Raw genomic sequence first — 22,136 nt, forward strand, 5'->3', positions numbered from 1 at the left:
GGCGCGTCGCCGCCGGTCACGGCCCCTTCCGCCGTTACGCCGTTCGGCTCCGCTGCGGGGGCCCGCCCCGGCCCTGACTGCGACCTTGGCCCGTAGGGGATCTCCGGTTCGGACGATCGCCGTGACCTGCCCGCCGCAAGGACCAGGGGTGAATGGTGAGTGACAGTCCGCAGGCCACGCTGACCGGCGCGCGCCGCTCCGGCCCCGGCACGGTTCTCCGCTCCGCGGGGCGGTCCCGGGGCGCGCTGGGACTCGCGGCCGTGGCCGGCGCCTTCACCCTGGCCCAGGTCCTTCTCGTACCACCGTGGATGGGCCTCGGCTGGGACGAGACGGTCTACGTCAGCCAGGTCTCCTCGCACGCCCCGGCCGCGTTCTTCAGCGCCCCGCGCGCCCGTGGCGTCCCGCTGCTCGTGGCGCCGGTCGCCGCCTGGTCCTCGTCCACCGCGCTGCTGCGGCTCTACCTGGCCGTCCTGTCCGGACTCGGGCTCTTCCTCGCCCTGCGCGCCTGGCGGGGCGTCGTCCGCGTCCGCGTGCTCGCGACCGCGGGCGCCCTGTTCGCCACCCTGTGGGTGACGCTGTTCTACGGCCCGCAGGCCATGCCCAACTACTGGGTCGCCGTCGGCGCCCTGGCCGGCACGGGGTACTTCCTGCGGGCCGGGGCGGGCGGCCGCGACCGCACCGCCCTGTGGGGTCTGGCCCTGAGCGCGGCTCTCATGGCCTGGATGCGCCCCATGGACGCGGTCTGGGCGGCGCTGCCCCTGCTCGTCCTGCTGGTGGGCGTACGGCGGTGGCGGGGCCCCGCGGCGCTGATGGCGCTGGTCGGCGGTCTCGCCGCCGGGGCGGCCGAGTGGGTGATCGAGGCGTACGTCTCCTACGGCGGCCTCGCACAGCGCCTGTCCGACGCGTCCCGCATCCAGGGCGGCCTCGGCTGGCACGTCGCCGTCGCCGACCAGCTGCGCGGGCTGGCCGGACGGACGCTGTGCCGCCCGTGCACCGGTGCCCTGCCCCCCGCCGTGGTGACCCTGTGGTGGTACACCCTGCCGGTGCTCGCCGTCGGCGCGGCCGTCGTCGCCGTCCGCGCCCGGCGCGCCGCCCCCACACTGGTGCCGCTCGCGTGCGCCGGCTCGGCGGCCGTCCCCTACCTCTTCCTGATCGGCTACGCGGCCCCCCGATTCCTGCTGGCCGCCTACGCGCTGCTCGCCGTGCCCGTCGCCGGCCTCCTGGTGCACCTGGTCGGGGCGCCGGGGCGGATCCGGCGGCCGCTGACCGCGGCCCTGGTGACCGCCGCCCTGGCCGCGCACCTGGCCGTGCAGTTCGCGGTGCTGGAGCACACGGTGCGGCGCACCACCGCCTCCCACCGCGAGTGGGCCCGCACCGCCGCCGCGCTGCACCGGCTGGGCGTCCGCCCGCCCTGTCTGCTGACGGGGCACACCTACGTGCCGATCGCCTACTACGCGGGCTGCTCGTCGGCGGCCACGGGCGGCCACGACGCCAACACCACCGAGGCCGCCCTCCATCGCTCCGCGCGGAGCCTGCCCGTCGCCGCGCTCGTACCGCCGGGCGGCGACCCGCCCGGCTACGCACGGACGTGGACCCCGGCCGACGCGGGCGAGCTGCGCGTGTACCTGGCCCCGCCTCCGGCGCGCCCGGAGCGGGAGGGCCGTGGCCGGGCCGGAGGGCAGCCGGGCCGCGGCGTCAGCGCACCGGGAAGCCGAAGGAGTAGCCCTGCTCCTTGAGCCGGGGCAGGAGCCTGCGCAGGGCCTCGACGGTCTGGGAACGGTCGCCGCCCGCGTCGTGGAAGAGGAGCGTCGGCCCGTTGGCGAGCTCCCGCTCGACGGTGGCGACGATGGCGTCGGCGCCCGGACGCTCGAAGTCCTTGGAGTCCACGTTCCAGCCCAGCGGGCGCATGCCCCGGGAGGCGGCGAGCTGACGGCTGTACGGGGTGAAGGCACCGCCGGGGGCCCGGTAGTACATCGGCCGCACGCCCCCCGACGCCTCGGTGATCATGCGCTCGGCGTCCAGGATCTGCTGCGACTGGTAGGTCGGGGACTTGGTGTCCATGGTGGTGTCGTGCGCCACGGAGTGGTCGCACAGCCGGTGCCCGGCCGCCACCACCTGCTTGACCAGGTCCGGGTGGGCCTGGGCCTGCGTCCCCACCATGCAGAACGTGGCCCGCACCCCGTTCTCCCGGAGCACCTGCAGCATCTGCGGGGTCCAGACGGGGTCGGGCCCGTCGTCGATGGTGATGTTGACGCCCCGTGACCCCTGGTCCGAGGCGTGGGCGATGCTCACCGCGACCGGGGTCACGTCGGCGCTCCCCGGCGTGGCGGAACTCGCCGCCTGCGGGGACCGGCCGCCCACGGCACCGGCCTGCGCGGTCCACACCGACGCGCCCGCCGCCAGAGCCGTCACCCCGACCGCCGCCACGACCACCCTGCCGTACCAGCCCCGCCCGCCGTGCCGCGCCATGTCCGCCCCGCTTCCCGCTGTTCTCGTCGTCTTCCGCGCAACTGGCAGGACGAGGACGGACGGTCACGGGATGCGTCTGTTACCGATCACGGACGATTCCCACGTGATTCGCGGACAACCCGGCGGCGGACCGGCCCGGAACACTCCACCGGCCCTGTCACGCTTCCTCGAATGACTACTCATCGTACGATGTGATCACATTCCGTGATTCCGGGGTGTGGTGTGTCCGGTCGACGGTCTGCCCGCTGCTGCCCGTGGAGGCGATTCATGGCATCTCTGCCGCGTCGTGGTGTGTTGAAGGGCCTGCCGGTCGCGGCCGGAGCAGCCATCACCGCGTGGGTGGCGGACGCGCACGCGACGACACCCACCGCAGCGGCCCCGGCCGCCTTCCCGCAGCCCGTGACCCGCACGGCCCGGCCGCGCCCCAGAAGGCTGAAGACCCAGCTGACGGTCCGCTTCACCGAGCAGAAACTGCCCGGGGTGGGCACCGTTCGCACGCGCACCTACGAGGGATCCGTCCCGGGGCCGACCCTGCGGGTGCGTCCCGGGGACTCCCTGGAGATCACGCACGTCAACGCGCTGCCCCCGAACACCGGGCCGCAGCACCACGGCGCCGCCCTCAACGTCCCGCACGGCTTCAACACCGTCAACCTGCATCTGCACGGCATGCACGTCGACCCCACGGGCGAGGCGGACAACGTCTTCCGCTCCTTCGAGCCCGCCGACACGCCCGGCCGGACCAAGACCTACCGCAGCGTCGTGGACGTGCCGGCCAACCATCCCGCCGGCACGTTCTGGTACCACCCCCACCACCACGGGGCCACCGCGACCCAGCTGCTCAACGGCCTGGCCGGCGTGCTGATCGTCGAAGGCGACATCGACGAGGTCCCCGAGGTCGCCGCGGCCAAGGACATCGTCGTCTGCATCAACGAACTCAAACTGTCCGGCGGCAGGGTCCCCGACCTGACCTCGGAGGACGTCTACGAGCGCATCTCCTCGACGTTCCTCGTCAACGGCGCGGCCAACCCCGTCCTGACCATCGCCCCGGGGGAGGTCCAGCGCTGGCGGGTGGTCAACGCCGGCGCGCTCACCACGCTCTACCTGAGCCTGGATGGGCAGAAGATGCACCAGATCGCCTGCGACGGCGTCACCTTCATGAAGCCCGCCGCCGTCACCGCCCTGCAACTGCCGGTCGGCGGCCGGGCGGACCTGCTGATCCGTGGCGGCGAGCCCGGCGTCTACCGGCTGACCGCGGGCGGTGTCCCCAAGCCCCTGATGACGCTGAAGGTCACCGGCACCCCCCGCCCCATGCCGCTGCCCACCCGGCTGCCCGGCCGGCCCCCCACCCTGCCCGAACCCACCCGTACCCGCGCGCTGATCCTGCGCAGTTACGAGAACGTCTTCTCAGGGGCCTTCCCCCACGCCTACCGCATGCTGGGCGAGGGCGAGACACCGCACGCCGATCCCGGGGCCGGGCGCAGCGACCTCGCCTGGGGCCGCTTCCGGCCCGACTACGTCAACCACCGCGTCCGCCTGGGCCAGGTGGAGGAATGGACCGTCACCAACGACTCCCGCCGGCACGCCCATCACCCTCTCCACCTGCACACCAACCACTTCCTCCTCACCGCCGTCAACAACCGCCCCCTGGCCACCCCCGTCTGGCACGACACCGTGGGCCTGCCGCCCCACGGCTCGATCACCCTCCGGCTGCGCGCCACGGACTTCGTGGGCCGCGCGATGGTGCACTGCCACCAGTCCCAGCACGAGGACGAGGGCATGATGCAGATCCTCGACTACGTGCGCTGAGCCCTCCCGGTGGGCAACCGCCGTGTGCCGCGCACGGCGGCGACTCCCGGCCACGGCGGCCGGGAGTCGCGGACGAAGGGTGAGAGGGCCTACTCGACCTTGACCCAGTCCAGGGTGCGTTCCACCGCACGCTTCCAGCCGTCGTAGCCCTTCGCGCGCTGTTCCTCGGACCACTGGGGCTCCCAGCGCTTGGACTCCTGCCAGTGGGTGCGCAGTTCGTCCGTGTCCCGCCAGAAGCCGGTGGCCAGCCCCGCCGCGTAGGCGGCGCCGAGCGCGGTGGTCTCGGCCACGACCGGACGGCTCACCGGGACGCCGAGGACGTCGGCCTGGATCTGCATGCACAGGTCGTTGGCGGTGACGCCGCCGTCCACCTTGAGCACGTCGAGATGGACCCCGGAGTCCTGCTCCATGGCCTCGACGACATCGCGGCTCTGGTAGCAGATGGCCTCCAAAGTGGCCCGCGCCAGGTGCCCGTTGTCGTTGTACCGGGCGAGCCCGACGATCGCGCCGCGGGCGTCGGAGCGCCAGTACGGAGCGAACAGGCCCGAGAAGGCGGGGACGAAGTACATGCCGCCGTTGTCCTCGACGGTACGGGCCAGGGTCTCGCTCTCGGGCGCGCTGCTGATGATCTTCATCTGGTCGCGCAGCCACTGCACCGCCGACCCGGTGACGGCGATGGAGCCCTCCAGGGCGTAGATCGCCGGGCTGTCGCCGAACTGGTAGGCCACCGTGGTGAGCAGTCCGTTCTGCGAACGCACCAGCTCGGTACCGGTGTTGAGCACCAGGAAGTTACCGGTGCCGTAGGTGTTCTTCGCCTCGCCCGGCGCGTAGCAGACCTGCCCCACGGTGGCCGCCTGCTGGTCGCCGAGCACCCCGGCGATGGGGATGGCCTCGCGCAGCGGCCGGGAGGTACGGGTCGTGCCGTACGCCTCCGCGTGCGAGGAGGGGTTGATCTTGGGCAGCATCGCCCGGGGGATGTTGAAGAAACCCAGCAGCTCGTCGTCCCAGTCGAGGGTTTCCAGGTCCATCAGCATGGTGCGGCTGGCGTTGGTCACGTCGGTGGCGTGGATGCCGCCGTCGGGACCGCCCGTCAGGTTCCACAGGACCCAGGCGTCGGTGTTGCCGAACAGGGCGTGGCCCTGCTCCGCCGCCTCGCGGACGCCGTCGACGTTCTCCAGGATCCACTGGATCTTTCCGCCGGAGAAGTACGTCGCCGGCGGCAGCCCCGCCTTGCGTCGGATCACGTCGCCCTTGCCCTCGCGGTCGAGGGCGGCGGCGATGGAGTCGGTGCGGGTGTCCTGCCAGACGATGGCGTTGTAGTACGGCCGGCCGTTGCGCGGGTCCCACACCACGGTGGTCTCCCGCTGGTTGGTGATGCCGATCGCCGCCAGGTCGGTGGGGGACAGGTTCCCGTGCCGCAGGGCGTTCTGGATCACGGAGTTGGTGCGCTCCCAGATCTCCACCGGGTCGTGTTCCACCCATCCCGTTCTCGGGAGGATCTGCTCGTGCTCCAGCTGGTGCTTCGCCACCTCGTTGCCGTTGTGGTCGAAGATCATGAAACGGGTACTGGTGGTCCCTTGGTCCACCGCGCCCACGAAGTCCGCCATGAGATGCCGCCTCTTTGGTGGGTGTCGGGCCCGCGTGCCAGGCCCCGGGGGTCAGTCCTTGCCCTCAGGGGTCGGGACGCGACCGGGAGGCTCCGGCTCGGCCGTCGGCAGGAACCGTCCGACGAAGAACTTGTACAGGAACGCGCCGAGCAGGCCGCCCACGAGCGGACCGATGATCGGCACCCAGAAGTACAAGTTGCCGTACTGATCTCTCCAGGCTGTGCCGTACCCCGTGATGAAGCTGGCCAGCCGGGGGCCGAAGTCACGGGCCGGGTTGATCGCGTAACCCGCGTCGGTTCCCCAGGCCATACCGATGCCCACCACGATCAGGCCGACGATGAACGGGGCCAGATTCGCGCCGGGCGGGTTGTTCAGCAGGTCCGTGACGGCCAGGACCAGCATCAGCAGGATGGCGGTGCCGATGACCTGGTCACGGAACGCGCCCCACTCGTGGACCGGCAGATTGGTGTTGCCGTTGGCGGGGAGCGTGGAGAACACGCCCTGCGACTTGATGGTGTGGCCGGGGTCGAACTTGCCCAGCGCCTCGGTGTAGTTCCAGCGGACGATGAGGGCCGCCACGAAGGCGCCGGCCGTCTGGGCCAGCGCGTAGGGCGCCACCTTGCTCCACGGGAACCCCTTGAACGCGGCCAGCGCGAGCGTCACCGCGGGGTTGATGTGCGCGCCGCTCAGCCGTGCCGCGACGTAGACACCCAGGGTGACGCCGATGCCCCACGCCCAGGCGATGCTGTCGTGGTTCCCCAGCCCGCCCGGAGGTGTGGTGAGTCCTCCACCTGCCACGACCTGGGCGACCACGCCGCAGCCGAAGAGGATGAGAACCATGGTTCCGGCGAATTCGGCCGACAGTTCGCCGACCAAACCCGACCTTTTCAGCCGCTCAGCCATAGCAGCTCGATTCCGCCGGCTCAGGACCGGCCGTAGATTGCCCGAGTCCTCACGGCATCAGAATAGGACGATCAAGTACATATCGCACTTACAGAACATTTACCTGCGGTGACTGGTTTTCGTCGCCGCGGACGTCGCGATTCCGGATTCGGGGGACTCCCGGGGATCCTGTGCAGAGGATTTGGTTGAATTCTGTAGTTCGCAGGGAGAGGAATCGCGCGTGAGTGAACCGACTGGCCACGTCTGCCCGGAGTGCGGGACCCCCAGGGCGGCGGACGGCGGTCCGGCCTGCTCCTGCGCCCGCCGCGCGGCCGACGCCCACCTGGAGACGCGCGCCGCGGAGACCGCTGCCGCCGAGGACTTCGACCCGCTGCGCATACGGCCGTTCGTGGAACCGGCCGTCGCCCCGGCGGGCGCCGGCGGCGACTTACCCGGACCGCTGCCGGCAGGCGGCATCGACGAGCTGCCCCCGCCCGGGCCCGGTGTCGCTGCCCTCGGGGCCGGGCAGTCCCCGCCGCCCCCGGCCGAGGGCGACCGGTCCGCGCGGCGCCGCCCCCGGCACGTCGCGCTGACCGCCGGCGCGGGCGCCGCCGCGGCCGTGGTGGTGACGGGCGGCGTCCTGGCCGCGCTCTTCACCTACCAGAGCCCCGCACGGGACGGCGCCGGACCCGGCGACCTCCGGGCGAGCGTGCCGGCCGGAGCCGCCGGGACCGGTGCGTCCCTCGCCGGGCCGTCCAGGTCGGCGTCCTCGACACGGCCGTCCGAGAGCCCCACGTCGTCGCCGAGCGCCACCCCCTCCGGCAGCGCGTCCACCCCGACCGGATCCCCCGGCACGACCGCCTCCCCGAGCGGGTCCGGTGCCACCGCCACCGCCACCGCCGCTCCCGCACCGTCCTCGACCGGCGGCCAGGCCCCCGTCCTCCGCCTCGGCGACAGCGGACCGGAGGTCACCGAACTCCAGCTCCGTCTGCGGCAGGCCGGCTTCTACGGCGGGGAGGCCGACGGCGACTTCGACAGCGACGTCGAGAACGCCGTCCGCGGCTACCAGCTCGCGCGGCTCGTCCTGGCCGACGAGTCGGGCACCTACGGGAAGGCGACCCGGAAGTCCCTCGAAGCCGAGACCTCGGAGCCGTGACCACGGTGCTGTGGCCTCGGGCCGTGGTTCCGGCGCTGTGACCTCGTGCGGTGATCACGGGCCGTGATCACCGCGCTGTGACCCGGGCCGTGGTTCCGGCGCTGTGACCATGGGCCGCGAGCCCGGCGCCGTGCCTCGAAACCGTGCCCGGAGGGCCGCTCGGCCGGTGCCGCGGGTCGGCCGGTGCCGAGGGCCGGGCAGTGCCGCGGGCCGGGCGGGGTCGAGGTGTGGGAACCGGGCGACGGCGCACCCGCTCGATCCGGTACGTGGTGGTCCGTGAGCCGTCCTACCCGGGCGAACCCTCGTCCTCGCCGGAGAGCGGGTCCACGAGCCCGCGGCGGACGGGTTCCGGGGGCCGTCGGTGGCGTCGGCGAACCGGAGAGGCGGGACGCGTGCGGTGTCCGGGGAGCGGGATCAGCCCGCGGCCGGGGTCAGTTCGGCCAGCAGCAGCGTGCGGTCGTCGGTGCCGGCCGCGCCCGACGGCAGGTGCAGCAGCCGTTCGCACAGAGCGGGCAGTGCGCCCGGGTCGCCGGGATCGGCGGGCTCCGCGGCGTCCTCGTCCAGGGCGCGCGCGAGCCGGCCTATCTCCTGGTCGATGTCGGCGTCCCGCGACTCGACCAGCCCGTCGCTGTAGAGCGCGAGCAGCGCCGGTTCCGGCAGGGTCAGCACCGTCGGCTCGTAGCTGCCCGCCCCGAGGCCGAGCGGCAGGCCCGCTCCGGTCAGGGCGACCGGGGAGGTACGGCCGTCCGGGCCGCGCAGCAGCGGGGGAGGGTGGCCCGCTCCGACCAGGGCGCAGGTGCGCTCCCGCGCGTCCCACTCGGCGTACACGCAGGTCGCGAACGAGGCACCCGGGGTCTCGCTGGCGAGCGCGTCGAGCCGCCGGATGAGCTCGGCCGCGGGGATGTCGAGCCCCGCCAGCGTGCGCAGGGCGGTGCGCAGCTGGATCATCGCCACGGCGGACTCCGGGCCGTGCCCCATGGCGTCCCCGACGATCAGCCCCACCCGGTCACCGGGCCGGCGCAGCACGTCGTACCAGTCGCCGCCGACCACGCTGCCCTTCCCGGCCGGAAGACAGCCGTGCGCTATGCGGCAGCCCTCGAACTTCTGCGCGGGGCCCGGCGGCAGACTGTCCCGGATGGCCAGGGCCGTGCGGCGCTCGCGCTCGTAGCGGCGGGCGTTGTCCAGGGCCACACAGGCCCGGGCGGCCAGCGCCTCCACGGCGGCCACGTCGGCCGGCCGGAACGGTGTCCGCCCCTCCCCGCGGGTGCACGTCAGAAAGCCGATCGCGACGCCCCGCAGCCGCAGCGGGACCACGAGGAAGGACGCCACACACCGCAGATCGCCGACGCGTGCCTCGCCGCCGCCGGAGGCGACGAGCCGCTCGGCCGTGTACGGGTCCACCTCGTCGAGCACCTGGGCCTGCCCCGCCGCCAGCGCCCGCGCGTAGGGGGTGTCGCGAGGGAAGGACACCATCTCGCCGACCGGCAGCACCCCTTCCCAGTCCTCGGACGCCCCGGGCCCCACCCGCAGCGCCAGCCGGCGCGCCTCGACGCGGGGCGGATCCGCGGCGGTGTGCGCGTCCTCCTCACGGCGCCAGCGCTCCAGCAGGTACACCGACGCCGCGTCGCAGAATCCGGGCGTCAGCGCGTGCACGACATGGCTGCCGGTCAGCCGCAGATCGAGTTCCGAGCCGATGACGTCGGCCGCGGGGGAGAACGCCGACCGGCGGGGCGAGGGCAGGGGGTCGGGTGAGTCGGAGCCGCGGCTGCGCGGGTCGTTCCGCAGGGTCGTGCCTTTCCGGTGGGACGGCCGCGCGGCGGGGACAACGGATCACCACGCGTAGTCGGCCACTATATGATGGCGCGTCAAGTCGTGAAGCCGGGAAGGAAGTTGTGATCAAGCGGGAGAGGAGCGCTCACGCCTCGCCGCGCCACTCCCGGTACGCGCCCACCGCGGTCGGCAGCGTCGGGAAGATCCGCTCCTCGCCGACGGACTCCGTCAGACCGTAGGCGTCCAGGTCGTCCCGCAGGTCCTGCTTCACCCGCGCGAGGGCGAACACCACGTCACGCCGGGCGAGTTCGCGGCGCAGCTCGTCGACCGCGTCGAGCGCGGTGATGTCGACCTCCACATTCGCCTCGGCGTTCAGGACGAACCACCGCACCGGGTCCGGCTGCGCGTCGACCGCGGCCAGCGCCCGCCGCCGGAAGTCCTCCGCGTTGGCGAAGAACAGCGGCGAGTCGTACCGGTACACCAGCAGCCCCGGGATCGTGCGGGCCTGCGGATAGTCGTCGATGTCATGCATCCCGGCCAGACCCGGCACCAGCCCCTGGACGGCGTCGTGCGGGCGGGCCACCCGGGTCAGCAGCTCCGCCACCGACAGGCCGACGGCGACCAGCACCCCGTACAGGATGTCCAGGGCCAGGACACCGGCCAGGCAGCCGAGGGCGAGCAGCAGCTCGCGGCGGCGGAAGGAGGCCAGCCGGCGGAAGCCCGCCAGGTCGATCATGCGGACGGCGGCGTACACGACGAGCGCGCCGAGGACCGCCGACGGCGTATGGGCCAGCAGCGGGCCGAGGAACAGCAGCACGGCCAGCACCACCACGCCCGCGACCAGCGAGTACGCCTGGCTGCGGGCCCCCGCCGAGGACGCGAGGGCGGTGCGGCTGGCGCTGCTGCTGACCGGGAAGCCGTGCAGCGCGCCCGCGCCCAGGTTGGCCGCGCCCAGCGCCAGGAACTCCTGGTCGGCGTCGAGCTGCGGGCCCTCGGCGTCCCGGCCGGCGAATGCGCGTGCGGTGAGGACGAAGTCGGTGTAGGCGACCAGCAGCACGCCCACCGCGGGCAGCACCAGCCGCGGCAGGTCCGACAGGTCCGGCACGGCCGCGCCGGGCAGGCCGGAGGGGATGTCGCCGATCACCTTGAGGCCGTAGCGGTCGTCGAGGCCGAAGACCGCCACCACGGCGGTGGCGAGCCCCACGGCCAGCAGCGGCCCGGGCACCCTCGGCAGCCACCGCTGCACCGCGAACAACAGCGCGATTGCGACGACGGAGAACAGCAGGGTGGCCGGGTGAAGGTCCGTCAGGTGCCGCAGAAAGGACCACAGCTGCGGAAAGAAGCCCGAACCGGAGGTGTCCACGCCGGTCAGCTTGGGCAGCTGGTCCACCATCATGATCAGCGCCACGCCCGTCAGATAGCCGATGAGGACGGGCCGGGACAGCAGGTCCGCGACGAAGCCCAGCCGCAGCGCCCACGCGGCCAGGCACAGCAGACCCACGGTGACGGCCAGCGCGGCCGCCAGGGTGGCGTAGCGCGCCGGATCACCGGCGGCGAGCGGGCCCACCACGGTGGCCGTCATCAGCGCGGTCGTCGACTCCGGGCCCACCGACAGCAGACGGGAGGACCCGAACAGCGCGTACAGGCCCAGCGCCGGCAGGATCGCCCACAGCCCGGCCACCGGCGGCAGCCCGGCCACCCCCGCGTACGCCATCACCTGCGGCACGAGATACGCGGCCACGGTCACCCCGGCGAGCAGGTCGCCGCGCAGCCAGGCCCGGCGGTAGTGGGCCAGCACGGTGAGCCCGGGCAACGGGCGGAGCCGCGACGGGGCGTGCGACATGGACCTCCTTCTGCGGACGCCTTCGGCATCCGCCCTGGGCGCGGCGGTCCCGGATCCGCCCGGTGCCCTGGTCCGTCCGGGGCACCGTGCCCTCCGCCGTGGCCGTTCTCCACCGTCCCGCCCGCCCGGACGTGCCTCGGGTGACGACGATGATAAAGGGAGCGGTCACCGCGCCGTGCCGCGCGCCCGTCAGGCCCAGCAGCCGTTGACGGTCGCGGCCAGGCCGTCCATGGCGTCCTTGATGTCGTTCGGGTTGGCGGTGGAGCCGTTCTCGATGAAGGAGAACACCTTCCACTTGCCGTCCTTGCCCTGGGTGAGGCCGCTCAGCGCGATGGCCCCGGTGAGGGTGCCGGTCTTGGCGTGCACCTTGCCGACGGCGCAGCGGGAGTTCACGTCGTCGAAGCGGCCCCACTCCGGGCCGAGGGTGCTGCCGGCCTCGCCGGAGACGGGCAGACCGTCGAGGACGGAGCCGAGGGTGTGGGCGTGACGCTCCTCCGTGAGCAGTTCGAGGATCTGCGCGAGGGTGGCAGCGGGGATGCGGTCGGCGCGGGACAGGCCACTGCCGTCGTACATCTCGAAGTGGGCGAGGGAGACGCCGTAGCGCTTGCTCAGCACCTGGCGCACCACCTCCGTGCCGCCCTCGAAGGTGGCCGGGCGGCCCGCGCCGAGGGCGGTCATCCGCAACAGCGTCTCGGCGATGTCGTTGTCGCTCTTCTTGAGCATCGTGCGCACGGCGTCGGACAGCGGCGCCGACCGGTGCCGGGCGACCGGTACGTCGTGCGGGCCCGCCGTGGCACGGGTGACGTCCCCGGCGACGGTGACGCCGTGCGCGGCGAGCTGCCCGGCGAAGACCTGCCCGGCGTCGAGCGAGGTGTCCTGCACTCCGTGCCCGTCGACGACCAGGGCGCGCACCGGGGCGACGGAGTCGGGGTAGTAGCCGGTGTTCCAGCCGTTGGCCAGGGTCGGTTCGGGGAAGAGACCGTCGTCCACGGCGACCTTCACCGAGCTCCGCCCCGCCGCCCTGAGCCCGTCGGCCGCGGTCTTCGCCAGCTCGGCGAGGTCGGCGGTGGTCAGGGTCCGGTCGCCGCCGCCGACGAGGGTCAGCGTGCCGTCGCCGTACACGACCTTCGTGGTGAACCGGTGGTCCGGGCCGAGGACGGTGAGCGCGGCGGTCGCCGTGGCGAGCTTGACGTTGGAGGCAGGCATCAGCGCGGTGGCGCCGTCGTGGTCCCACAGGGTGGCGTCCGACTCGGCGTCGAGGACCACCCCGCTCACCTGGGAGCCCAGCCTCTGGTCGACGACCCGGCTCTCCAGGTTGGCGACCATCCGCTGGTCGTCCGGGCCGGGTTCCGCGGTGTCCTTGGCCGTCGTGCCGATGCCCTTGTCGACGGCGAAGGCCGAGGGGCCCGACAGCGCCACCGAGGCGACGGGCACGGCCAGGGCGAGCACGAGCGCGCGCCGCGCACCCCCGCCGCTCTGCCTCACCCGGCGATGCCGGCGCCGCCCGCCGGGAGCAAAGGACGGGGCGGGGCTTTCCGCGTTCATGTCACTCATGGGGGTTTCGAACATGGGGGGTTCGTGACTTTCGGTGGGGGGTGCGCAGGAGAATGCGGCGGCACTTTATCACCGGTGGCAAGCGCTTCACAGGCAACACATGGGGTCGCGCCGGGAATTGAATGCTTTTCAGCGGGCTGTAATTCACGCCCTGTCCGCGGCGCGGAATTCCCGGTGCGGATCACATGACAGGGTGATCGCGTTCCTCCGCCCGGGCGCGGCATGCTGAGGGCATGCACACGCTGGGCGTCGATCTCTCCGCTCGTCCTCGCCGTACCGCCGCCGTCGTCGTCGACTGGTCGGCGGAGCGGGCCGTCGTCCGGACCCCGCTCCTCCGATGCGGCGACGAGCAGTTGCTGCACCTGCTCACCGCGCTCGGCGCGGCGGACCGGGCCGGTGTGGACTGCCCCTTCGGCTGGCCGGCCGCCTTCGTCGAGGCCATGTCCGCCCACGCCGGGCGCAGCCCCCGGTGGCCGGGCCGCGACGCCGAGGGCGACGACGACCTGCGGGCCCTGCGCTACCGGCGTACCGACCTGTTCGCCGCACGTCACGCGCCCAGACCCCCGCTGTCGGTCTCCTTCGACAAGCTCGGAGCGGTGGCGGCCCGCTGGGCCCGGCTGCAGGCGCTGCTCGCCGGGCGCGGCCGGCCCGTCGACCGCGGCGGGGCCGGCCGGATCGCCGAGGTGTACCCCGCCGCCGCCCGCCACCAGTGGGGCCTGCCGCTCGGCACGGTCGACGAGCTGACGGCTGCGGCGCCCTGGCTGGAGGTGCCCGACGAAGCCCGGCGCGTCTGCGCCGCCAGCCGGGACGCCTATGACGCGCTCGTCTGCGCGCTGGTGGCGCGGGCGGTCGGACTGCGGTTGACCACCGCGCCCGGGCCCGAGGACGCCGAAGCCGCCCGGGTGGAGGGGTGGATCCACATTCCCGCCCCCGGCACGCTGGAGCGTCTGCGGCCCGCGGGGCGGGCCGGTGCCGGGCCGCCGGGGTAGTCCGCACGCGTGGGCGCCCTTTCCGCCGGGCGGCACCTCTCCGCCTCCTCGGCCGGACGCGCGTGCGGCGGCACGGGCCGCTCCGGCAGTGGCCGCGGCCCGGTCGATCCTTCCGGAGCGGCCGTGGCCGCCGCCGACGGCAAGACGCCCACCACGCCGCGGCCGGGATGATGACGACCGTCGCCTACGTTCCTGACGGCCATGCGCGGCCCTGCACGGCCCGATGACCACCGCGACGGCCGGAACGTTGCCCCCCTGTGCGGCCGTACGGCCGAGATTCGCCTCCCGGGAACGATACGGCGTACCGTACAGTGACCCGTATGCCCCGCCGTTCCCCTTCCCTGGACCGTGCGACACCGGACCGGATCGCCGAGACCGCGCTTCTGCTGATCGACGAGAGCGGCCCGGAAGCGCTGACGTTCCGGGCCCTGGCCGCGCGCCTGGACATCTCCCTGGCCTCCCTCCAGCGCCGCTGCACCGATCTGGCCGGGCTGCTCGACCTGTGCCTGGACCATCTGGCCGCCCGTCTGCCCGAGCCCGCGCCGGGCACCGACTGGGCGACGGCCACCGAGGCCCGGTTCAGCGCGCTGTACCGGCTGCTCGTGGCGCACCCGGGCCTGCTCGTGCTGCGCGGAGCCCGCCCCTGGCTCGGCGTGAACCTGCTCGCCCGGCTCGTGGAGCCGCAGCTCGCCGACAGCCTCGCGGCCGGTCTGACGGCCGAGGAGGCGATCGCCGCCTATCGCCGGATGTACCTGCTGACCCTCGGCAGCGCCAGCTTCGTCGACCACCGCGACCCAGGGTCCGCCCAGGCGCTCACCCGCACCGCGCTGGCCGCGCTCGATCCCGCGGACTTCCCGGTGCTGACGGGCCATCTGACCGCCGTCGTGCCCGCCGTGACCCGGCACGACGTCTACTACGGCGCGCTGCGCCAGCTGATCCGGGCCGCCGACCCCGCGGCCGCCGCCGACACCCCCTGAGGACCTCCATGACCACGCCCGCCCGCATCTTCAGCAGCGACAACACCGCCGGCGCCTCCCCGGAGATCGTCGAGGCCGTGACCCGGGCCGCCACCGGCCAGGCCCGTCCGTACGGCGCGGACGACCTCACCGCCGACGTCCGGCGCCGGCTGGGCGAGATATTCGAACGCGACGTCGACGTCCTGCTCGTCTCCACCGGCTCCGCCGCCAACGCCCTGTCCCTGGCCGCGCTGACCCCGCCCTGGGGCAGCGTGCTGTGCCACCGGGACAGCCACATCAACAACGACGAGTGCGGAGCCCCCGAGTTCTACACCGCGGGTGCCAAGCTGGTCCCCCTCGGCGGCGACGACGCGAAGATCGACCCCGACGAGCTGCGGGCGGCCGTACGGCACAAGGCCGGGGACGTGCACAGCGTGGAGCCCTCGGTGGTGAGCCTGACCCAGGCGACCGAGACCGGAGCCGTGTACACCCTCGACGAGATCCGGACCCTGGGCTCCCTCACCCGGGACGCGGGTCTGCGGCTGCACATGGACGGGGCCCGGTTCGCCGGTGCCGTCGCCGCGCTCGGCGGCACCCCCGCCGAGCTGACCTGGCGGGCCGGCGTCGACCTGCTGTCCTTCGGCGCGACCAAGAACGGGACGATGACCGCCGACGCGATCGTCGTCTTCGACCGCTCCCTCACCCCCGAACTCACCTTCCGCGCCAAGCGGGCCGGCCAGCTCGCCGCCAAGATGCGCTTCCACGCGGCCCAGTTGGACGCCTATCTGACCGACGGCCTGTGGCTGCGCAACGCGAGGCACGCCAACGCCATGGCGGCCCGCCTCCAGGACGGGCTGAAGGCGCTGCCCGGGGTGGACCTGCTCGGCGTCGCCGACGCGAACGTCGTCTTCTGCCGTCTGCCCCAGCCGGTCACCGAGGCGCTCCTGGCCGAGGGCTATGTCTTCTACCACGACCGCTGGGAGCCGGGCGTCGCCCGCTTCGTCACCTCCTTCGCGACCACCGAGCAGGACGTCGACGGTCTGCTGCACGCCGTCCGGCGGCACACCGGCTGAGCGGCGGGTCAGCCGACGACCCGGCCCAGTTCGATCCCGGCGATGTCCGGGGCGGCGCCGTCCGCGTTCCCGAAGGCGACCGTGCTGCGGCCCTCTTCCAGGTCGACGGGGACGGCCAGCGTCCAGAAGTCGTCCGGGCTCCAGGTGTTCTTGAAGGTCACCCGGAGCGGATCACGGGCGCCCACCGTGATGTCCGCCGTGCGGGACACGATGTCGGTGTTGTAGGCGTGGCCGTTGTCGCGCCGGTCGTCGTGCGCGTAGTGGACGACCAGCAGATGGCGGCCCGCCCTGGGCGCGACCACGATGAACCGGGCGGTCCCGGAGGGGCTGTTGCCGAGGCCCGTGATGCGGCACCCGCCACCGGCATGGACGCAGTCCTCCAGCCGCGCCCCGCCCGTGAGGGCCGCGTCGGCGGCCCCGTACGAGAGGATGCCGGCCGTCGAGCCGTCGCCGGAGACGTCCAGGGAGCGCAGGCGGGCGTGCCCGGCCGTGGCGGTGAGACGGTTGTTGCCCGCCGCGAGGTACAGCCGCAGGGGCCGGCCGGGCCGCGCCGTCACCGTCTCGCCGTGCAGGGCGAGTTCCACGGCCGCCGAGGCCCGCGCCACGACCGTGAAGTAGCCGTCGCGCGGGGCGTACACGTCGAAGACCGCCCGGTCGCCTGCGCGCAGCGACAGGGCGCCCGTGCCGGCCCCGGCCGACGAGGAGTAGTCGTACGACGGCTCGCCGCCGACGTCCGCCAGCGTCGCCTCGTACACGGCGGACGGGGCACCCGTACGCGCGGTGAGGTCCAGGCGGTCGAGGGTGACCTCACCGTCGCCCTTGGCGAGGGTGAGGACGTGCCGACCGGCCGACAGCCCGACCCGGAGGTCCTTCTTGCCGGTGTGCGCCCGGTTCTGGGTGGACGGGCAGACGACCGTGACCGGGGCGCCGCCGTCGACCGACAGCCGCTGGGTGGCGGGGCCGCCGGACCCGTTGCCGTACAGGATCGCCAGGTCGTAGCCGCCGTCCGCGGGGACCGACACCGTGAAGTCGACCTTGCTGGAAGGGGAGTCGAGCGAGCCGACGGTCTTCGTCCCGGACGCCGCGTAGCCGTTGGCGTCGCTCACCGTGCCCTGGGTGCGGACCCGCCCGCCGGTGACGGCCGCGTCCTGCGCCTCGTACGACGCCGACCACGGGACCGCCACGGGGGCCGGGGCGCCCCGTCCGGCCGGGGTGAGGACGAGCCGGTACGCCGACATCCGGCGCAGGCCGCGCAGCGGGACGGTCACCGAACCGTCGCCCGCCACCCGCACCCTGGTCCGGGCCAGGACACGCGGCGCCGGGTGGGCTCCCTCGTACCCGGACCAGGCGGCCTCGGCGACGGTCGCGACGACCGTACGGCCGAAGACGGCCGGGGGGACGTTCCGTACGACGACGTCGGCGTCCCCGGCCGAACCGCCGAGCAGCACCTGGGCCTGGCGGCGCGCGGGGTCGAGGCAGGCGAGGCCCTGGAGGGTGTCGACGGTGTGCGGCTCCGGCGGCGTGACCCGGACGGTGTCGCCGGTCAGGCCGGCGTACCAACGGAAGAACCACCAGCCGCCGTTGGGGACGCCGCCCCGCACCACGTTGCCGCTGAGGTCGCCCGCGGCGTCCCAGTAGGCCTGGTTGGCGTACACCTTGTTCCTCTCGAACATCGAGACCCACTGCACGAGTTGGCCCGGTACGGAGAGGTCACGGCGGTTGCCGTACTCGTCGATGCTGACGGTCAGCGGCGCGATGCCCAGGTCCCGCTCGATCGCCCGGTACGCGTCGTAGTGGGCCTGGAAGTCCCGCAGGGACGAGGAGTCCAGCTCGTGCCAGGTCACCACCTGCGGCAGCACGTCCTCGCGCCGGGCGAAGTCGAGGAAGTCGGTCAGCAGCCGCGCGTGGAAGGCGGCTTCGTTGGGACCGGCGATCCTCGCGTCCGGATCGATCGCGCGGATGCGCTGGTACACCGTCTTCCAGTCCCGCAGGAACCGGTCCCGGCCGGCCTCGTACTCCGCCCGGTCGGCGGCGTCGAGGTGGTACCAGATCTGGTCGGGCTCGTTGAACGGGACGTGGACGAAGCGGTCGCGGTCCGGACGCGCCGCCACCTCCCGGACGATCGCGTCCACCCGGGGCAGATAGTCGTCGATGCCCAGGTCCTCGTACGGCCATGCGGCGTGGACGTCCTGCAGCAGCACGTTGATCTCGCCGCCGCCGTTGCGGAAGAACGACGTCGCGACGGTGAGCGCGTCGCCGTTGGGGTGCTGGGCGCCGCCCTGCGGCTTCTGGGTGATCGTCGTGATCTTCAGGGGTGCGAGGGCGGCGTCGGAGGGCACCCCGTCGTCGCTGAGCCCGTACAGCGCGCCGTTGGCGCCGTGCAGCACCGGGCCCTCGGAGTCGGCGAGGTCGACGGTGAGACGCCGCCGGACGCGCCGCCCGCGGGCCAGGGGGAGGGCGGTGGCGTTGCGCCGGAGGTCCAGCTCGGTGACGGCGGCCAGCACGCGCTCCCGGGTGGCCGGGCGGACGCCGGGGTGGCCGTTGACCACTCGGGAGACGGTCCGGCAGGAGACCCCGGCGGCGGTCGCGACATCCCGGATGCTCGCCGGGCGCCTTCTGTGACCGGTCACATCCATGTCGGGATTGTCACCGATCACATGGGGGCCGTCAAGGGAGCGGAGGAGGCCGGGCGGTCTGCCGAACGGCGGTGGCCTCGAGGGAACTTGCGGCAGCCGGAGCCGGCGGAAAGGCGCCGCGCCCCGCCTCGGCCCGGGGCCGCCGGTGCGGCGGTCCGGTACGGAGACGGGGCGCGGACAGGGAGGACGGGGACGTGGCGCGGATGTGGCGGACGGGGACGGGCCTCGGGCGACACCGCCGGGTACCCGGCCGCGCCGCCGGTCAGGCCGGCGGCGGAGGCACGGACGGGTGGTTCACCAGGTGTGGGCCACGTCCACCACCAGGTGGCCGTCCAGCTGCAGCACCCGGAAGGGCAGCCGGGCACGCACCCCGAGCCCGAACTGCGACTGCCCCTCGAAGCTGCCCGCGAACTTCGCGTCCCGGAAGGTGCGGTACCCGGTGAGGTTCACACCGGGCAGGGGCTGACCCGCGCGGCCGGGGTACGTGGGGGTGCCGGTCTCGGGGTTGTAGGCCGGCGCCCGCACGATCACCTCGATGATGGCGCCGCCGCCGACCGGGATGGGGTCGCCCGTCGGGTCCTGGATGAGCCGGTCGACGTAGCGCACGGTGTACCCGAGCTGGTCGGCGTCCGCGCCCGGGACGTCGACGACGAACCGGTCGTAACAGTCGTGGCGGCCGGTCCGGGCGTTCGTGATGTATTCGCCCGACGTGCTGGACCAGTCCGTCTTGTCGAGACTGCCCCAGCCGGTGGGGCAGGCGGCCGCCGCCCGTGGGGTGGCGGCCGGCGCGGCCACGGCGGGTACCGCGGCCGCGCCCAGTGTGGCGGTCAGGAGAGCGGCGGTCACCAAGACCGTCCTGTTTCGCACCATCTTGTTCCCCCAAGGCTGCGAGTGTCTGTTACTAGGGAGGACATTCTGGTCGAGCGGAAGGTTGCACTCGCTGCACCGGAAAGTGGGGAAAATGGGCTTTCCGGCCTACGACAGGCTCGTCGTGGTGTAGGCGCACTCCGTGTAGATGTAGCCGGACTCCAGCTTGGCCGTGTCGGAGGCCGGAGTGGAGAGGCTGTCCCCGTTCGGCTTGTGCACGAAGTACGTCGTGCCCACCGGCAGGCTGATCGTCCGCTCCGGGTAGTTCTTGTTCGCGTTGCACGGCTTGAAGCCCGGGCTGATCGTGCTGGCGAAGGAGTACGCCTTGCAGCTGCCGCAGGCCTTGAGGGTGAAGCTGCCGGTCACCGGGCCCGTGTACATGACGGTGATGTCGTCGGGGCTGTCGTTCTGGACCGTCACCGAGATGCTGCCGCCGGTGCGCGTCGTGGGCAGCTTCTTGCCGGCCGCCGGGACCGTCTGGGCGACCTCCGCCGCGATCGCGATCTTCTTCGCCAGGGCGGCGTTCTTGGCGGACTTGTGGTCGGAGACGTACTCCTCCATGGTCGTCTGCGCGGACTCGAAGTCGCCGTCCTTGTACTGGTCGACACCGCAGTTGTACGTGCCCGAGCCGGCGCTGCTCGCCGCCCGGTCGGCGTCCTTGGTCAGCGCGGCGGCGACGCTCGCGTCCTCGGCCGTGATGTTCTCGATCTGGCCGCTGAGGCTCTTGAGCTGCTCGACCGCCGCGCACGGGTCGCTGCCGCCGAGGCCCTTCACCTTCGCGGAGACCGCCGAGCCCACGGCCGGTTCGACCTTCGTGGCCTGCTCCGAGTCGGGGAACGTGGTGAGCAGCTGGCCGAACTGCGAGGCCCAGGTGGACTGCCCGCTCGCGAGGCCGTCCGACGCGCACTCGTACAGCGAGGTGGCCAGGCGGTCGTCGGGCCAGTCCTTCAGGCCGCTCAGATCGGTCTCGGGCATCTTCTTCGGGACCGTGCGCAGATAGTCGAGCGGGGCGACCGCCTCGCAGTAGTCGCCCTTCTCGTACGCCGCGCCCACGGTCGTGTAGTACGTCTTCATCCGGGCCGGCACCTTCGCGGCCGCCCGTGAGTCCGGATGGTCGGCGCTCAGGTCCTCGTAGACCTCCAGCGCCTCGCGGTAGTCGGACTGGGCCGAGGTGAACGTCCTGCGGCCCGCCGCCTCCACCAGGCGGTCGGCCTCGTCGAGGCGGTCGAGGAGCATCTGCTGCGTCGCCTCGTCCCGTGCCCCGTCGTACGCCACGACGCCGCCGGCCGGGGCGACGAGCAGGACCAGCCCGAGGACGAGCGCGAGCGGCGCGGACGGGGGCCACGCCAGACGGGTGCGCAGACCCACGACGGCGCCGTGCGCCGCCACGCCGATCAGGAACGCTACGTAGAGGACCAGCGCGAACACCGGGACGCCGTCCGGGTCGGCGGGCAGCGCCACGAACAGCAGGACGGCGGTCGCGGCGAGACAGAGCAGCATCAGGATCCAGCGGCGCACCAGCGCGTAGCCGAGGCCGAGGCCGCTGAGGTTGAGCACCGCCACCGCGACCGCCCGCACCCCGTCCGCCGGAGCGGGCGGCGGTGCCGCCGGCATCGGCGGGACGACGAATCCCTGGTCGTATCTGCCGTACTGGTCCCCGGACATGGCGGCCTCCCCCGTCAACTGCGCCCATGTATCTCTGATTTGTCAGTCTATCGGGCGAAGAAGAGCCGCCGACAGGGCGAGGGGGGTTCTCGGGTGCCGTCGGACACGGTTGAGGGCCGGACGGCGGCCCGCGCGGGAGGGGGAGAACTCAGCCGTCGGTGACGTTCGCCGTGATCAGCCGGAGGAGTTGCTTGGCGAGTGCGTCCTGCTCCGGTGTGAGGCCCATGGCGTCGCCGATGGCGAGGGGCACGGTGGCCGCGCGGTCGCGGAGGCGGGCGCCGGCCTCGGTGAGGCGCAGGGCGACCGAGCGTTCGTCGTCGGTGCGGCGCTCGCGGCGCAGGAGGCCGTTCGCCTCCAGGCGCTTGAGGAGGGGGGAGAGGGTGCTGGACTCCAGCTGGAGCGCGGCGCCCAGTTCGCGGACGGAGATGGAGTCCTGCTCCCACAGCACCAGCATCACCAGGTACTGCGGGTAGGTGAGGCCCAGTTCGTCGAGCAGTGGCCGGTAGCGGGCCGTGACCGCGCGGGAGGCGGCGTACAGGGCGAAGCAGAGCTGGTCGTCCAGAAGCAGCGATCCGTCGGTCGGTGCGGCGGCGGCTTGCTCCACTGCGCGGCTCCTGGTGTCTGCGCTGGCCATCGGGGTCACCACCCTATCGTTCGAGTCCTCCCGATCGTATCGCCTCCCAATGGATCGATGGCCAACTAGTTGTGCGCGACCTAGTAGTGCGCTACTCTTCTGGTCGTGCCGCGAGGCGACCGCGCATCCGCCGTGTCCGTTCGAGTCGGCACCCTGCGCACGGTGCTCGTGAACAGGCAGGACGTCTGATTCGTAACTCTGGGTCATGCGACCCGCGACATACGGTCGG

General features: G+C 73.3%; 16 protein-coding genes. 6 read left to right on the plus strand and 10 right to left on the minus strand.

Annotated features, from left to right (window positions below):
- The first annotated feature begins 155 nt into the window (after positions 1-155).
- Complete coding sequence (locus ACFY2L_RS23790) at positions 156-1,736, plus strand: hypothetical protein (RefSeq protein WP_390823498.1); 1,581 nt, start codon at positions 156-158, stop codon at positions 1,734-1,736.
- On the opposite strand, the gene ACFY2L_RS23795 is transcribed toward ACFY2L_RS23790, so the two are convergent.
- Positions 1,696-2,469, minus strand: coding sequence for a polysaccharide deacetylase family protein (locus tag ACFY2L_RS23795; protein ID WP_390657346.1), 774 nt, complete (start codon positions 2,467-2,469; stop codon positions 1,696-1,698). The two genes, ACFY2L_RS23790 and ACFY2L_RS23795, sit on opposite strands and share 41 nt — an antisense overlap.
- A 267-nt stretch (positions 2,470-2,736) precedes the next feature.
- Here ACFY2L_RS23795 and ACFY2L_RS23800 point away from each other — a divergent pair, with 267 nt between their 5' ends.
- Positions 2,737-4,275, plus strand: coding sequence for a multicopper oxidase family protein (locus tag ACFY2L_RS23800; RefSeq protein ID WP_390657347.1), 1,539 nt, complete (start codon positions 2,737-2,739; stop codon positions 4,273-4,275).
- 89 nt (positions 4,276-4,364) lie between these two features.
- Here the strand turns inward: ACFY2L_RS23800 and glpK are convergent, their stop codons facing one another.
- Together glpK and ACFY2L_RS23810 are read right to left on the minus strand one after the other, a co-directional pair.
- On the minus strand, positions 4,365-5,882 hold the full coding sequence (gene glpK, locus ACFY2L_RS23805; protein ID WP_390657348.1) for a glycerol kinase GlpK: 1,518 nt from the start codon (positions 5,880-5,882) through the stop codon (positions 4,365-4,367).
- Positions 5,883-5,933: 51 nt separating this feature from the next.
- Positions 5,934-6,785 carry an MIP/aquaporin family protein gene (locus tag ACFY2L_RS23810; protein WP_390657350.1) on the minus strand — a complete coding sequence of 284 codons (852 nt, stop codon included), beginning with the start codon at positions 6,783-6,785 and terminating at the stop codon, positions 5,934-5,936.
- Between the two features lie 220 nt (positions 6,786-7,005).
- Here ACFY2L_RS23810 and ACFY2L_RS23815 point away from each other — a divergent pair, with 220 nt between their 5' ends.
- Positions 7,006-7,920 (plus strand): peptidoglycan-binding protein, encoded by a 915-nt coding sequence (locus ACFY2L_RS23815; RefSeq protein WP_390823299.1) that lies wholly within the window; start codon positions 7,006-7,008, stop codon positions 7,918-7,920.
- 414 nt (positions 7,921-8,334) lie between these two features.
- Here ACFY2L_RS23815 and ACFY2L_RS23820 read toward each other — a convergent pair whose 3' ends face one another.
- From ACFY2L_RS23820 to dacB, 3 genes are all read right to left on the minus strand, one after another.
- The gene (locus ACFY2L_RS23820; protein WP_390823300.1) at positions 8,335-9,573 is read right to left on the minus strand and encodes a PP2C family protein-serine/threonine phosphatase; all 1,239 of its coding nucleotides are present in this window, start codon (positions 9,571-9,573) and stop codon (positions 8,335-8,337) included.
- A 262-nt stretch (positions 9,574-9,835) separates the two neighbouring features.
- On the minus strand, positions 9,836-11,533 hold the full coding sequence (locus ACFY2L_RS23825) for a SulP family inorganic anion transporter (protein WP_390657355.1): 1,698 nt from the start codon (positions 11,531-11,533) through the stop codon (positions 9,836-9,838).
- A gap of 189 nt (positions 11,534-11,722) precedes the next feature.
- Positions 11,723-13,087: a D-alanyl-D-alanine carboxypeptidase/D-alanyl-D-alanine-endopeptidase gene (gene dacB / locus ACFY2L_RS23830; protein ID WP_390657357.1), complete on the minus strand. Its 1,365-nt coding sequence runs from the start codon at positions 13,085-13,087 to the stop codon at positions 11,723-11,725.
- Positions 13,088-13,320: 233 nt separating this feature from the next.
- On the opposite strand from dacB, the gene ACFY2L_RS23835 reads away from it, so the two are divergent.
- The 3 genes from ACFY2L_RS23835 (at position 13,321) to ACFY2L_RS23845 (ending at position 16,105) form a co-directional block, all read left to right on the plus strand.
- Complete coding sequence (locus ACFY2L_RS23835) at positions 13,321-14,076, plus strand: DUF429 domain-containing protein (RefSeq protein ID WP_390657359.1); 756 nt, start codon at positions 13,321-13,323, stop codon at positions 14,074-14,076.
- 320 nt (positions 14,077-14,396) lie between these two features.
- Positions 14,397-15,053: a TetR/AcrR family transcriptional regulator gene (locus tag ACFY2L_RS23840; protein ID WP_390657362.1), complete on the plus strand. Its 657-nt coding sequence runs from the start codon at positions 14,397-14,399 to the stop codon at positions 15,051-15,053.
- Positions 15,054-15,061: 8 nt separating this feature from the next.
- Positions 15,062-16,105 (plus strand): threonine aldolase family protein, encoded by a 1,044-nt coding sequence (locus tag ACFY2L_RS23845; RefSeq protein WP_390823301.1) that lies wholly within the window; start codon positions 15,062-15,064, stop codon positions 16,103-16,105.
- Between the two features lie 8 nt (positions 16,106-16,113).
- On the opposite strand, the gene ACFY2L_RS23850 is transcribed toward ACFY2L_RS23845, so the two are convergent.
- From ACFY2L_RS23850 to ACFY2L_RS23865, 4 genes are all read right to left on the minus strand, one after another.
- Positions 16,114-18,741, minus strand: coding sequence for a LacI family DNA-binding transcriptional regulator (locus ACFY2L_RS23850; RefSeq protein WP_390823302.1), 2,628 nt, complete (start codon positions 18,739-18,741; stop codon positions 16,114-16,116).
- A 294-nt stretch (positions 18,742-19,035) separates the two neighbouring features.
- Complete coding sequence (locus tag ACFY2L_RS23855) at positions 19,036-19,611, minus strand: hypothetical protein (protein ID WP_390657367.1); 576 nt, start codon at positions 19,609-19,611, stop codon at positions 19,036-19,038.
- A 105-nt stretch (positions 19,612-19,716) separates the two neighbouring features.
- A complete protein-coding gene (locus tag ACFY2L_RS23860; protein ID WP_390823303.1) occupies positions 19,717-21,273 on the minus strand; it encodes a tol-pal system YbgF family protein in 1,557 nt (518 codons plus the stop codon).
- Positions 21,274-21,421: 148 nt separating this feature from the next.
- Positions 21,422-21,877 (minus strand): MarR family winged helix-turn-helix transcriptional regulator, encoded by a 456-nt coding sequence (locus tag ACFY2L_RS23865; RefSeq protein WP_390657370.1) that lies wholly within the window; start codon positions 21,875-21,877, stop codon positions 21,422-21,424.
- Positions 21,878-22,136: the final 259 nt, after the last annotated feature.

The organism is Streptomyces sp. NPDC001381, from assembly GCF_042895685.1.
Classification (GTDB): domain Bacteria; phylum Actinomycetota; class Actinomycetes; order Streptomycetales; family Streptomycetaceae; genus Streptomyces.

Excerpts from the sequence above, each read along its gene's own strand:
- ACFY2L_RS23795 (WP_390657346.1), bottom strand. The coding sequence starts at position 2,469 with ATGGCGCGGCACGGCGGGCGGGGCTGGTACGGCAGGGTGGTCGTGGCG.
- ACFY2L_RS23800 (WP_390657347.1), top strand. The coding sequence starts at position 2,737 with ATGGCATCTCTGCCGCGTCGTGGTGTGTTGAAGGGCCTGCCGGTCGCG.
- glpK (WP_390657348.1), bottom strand. The coding sequence starts at position 5,882 with ATGGCGGACTTCGTGGGCGCGGTGGACCAAGGGACCACCAGTACCCGT.
- ACFY2L_RS23810 (WP_390657350.1), bottom strand. The coding sequence starts at position 6,785 with ATGGCTGAGCGGCTGAAAAGGTCGGGTTTGGTCGGCGAACTGTCGGCC.
- ACFY2L_RS23825 (WP_390657355.1), bottom strand. The coding sequence starts at position 11,533 with ATGTCGCACGCCCCGTCGCGGCTCCGCCCGTTGCCCGGGCTCACCGTG.
- dacB (WP_390657357.1), bottom strand. The coding sequence starts at position 13,087 with ATGAGTGACATGAACGCGGAAAGCCCCGCCCCGTCCTTTGCTCCCGGC.
- ACFY2L_RS23835 (WP_390657359.1), top strand. The coding sequence starts at position 13,321 with ATGCACACGCTGGGCGTCGATCTCTCCGCTCGTCCTCGCCGTACCGCC.
- ACFY2L_RS23840 (WP_390657362.1), top strand. The coding sequence starts at position 14,397 with ATGCCCCGCCGTTCCCCTTCCCTGGACCGTGCGACACCGGACCGGATC.
- ACFY2L_RS23845 (WP_390823301.1), top strand. The coding sequence starts at position 15,062 with ATGACCACGCCCGCCCGCATCTTCAGCAGCGACAACACCGCCGGCGCC.
- ACFY2L_RS23850 (WP_390823302.1), bottom strand. The coding sequence starts at position 18,741 with ATGGATGTGACCGGTCACAGAAGGCGCCCGGCGAGCATCCGGGATGTC.
- ACFY2L_RS23855 (WP_390657367.1), bottom strand. The coding sequence starts at position 19,611 with ATGGTGCGAAACAGGACGGTCTTGGTGACCGCCGCTCTCCTGACCGCC.
- ACFY2L_RS23860 (WP_390823303.1), bottom strand. The coding sequence starts at position 21,273 with ATGTCCGGGGACCAGTACGGCAGATACGACCAGGGATTCGTCGTCCCG.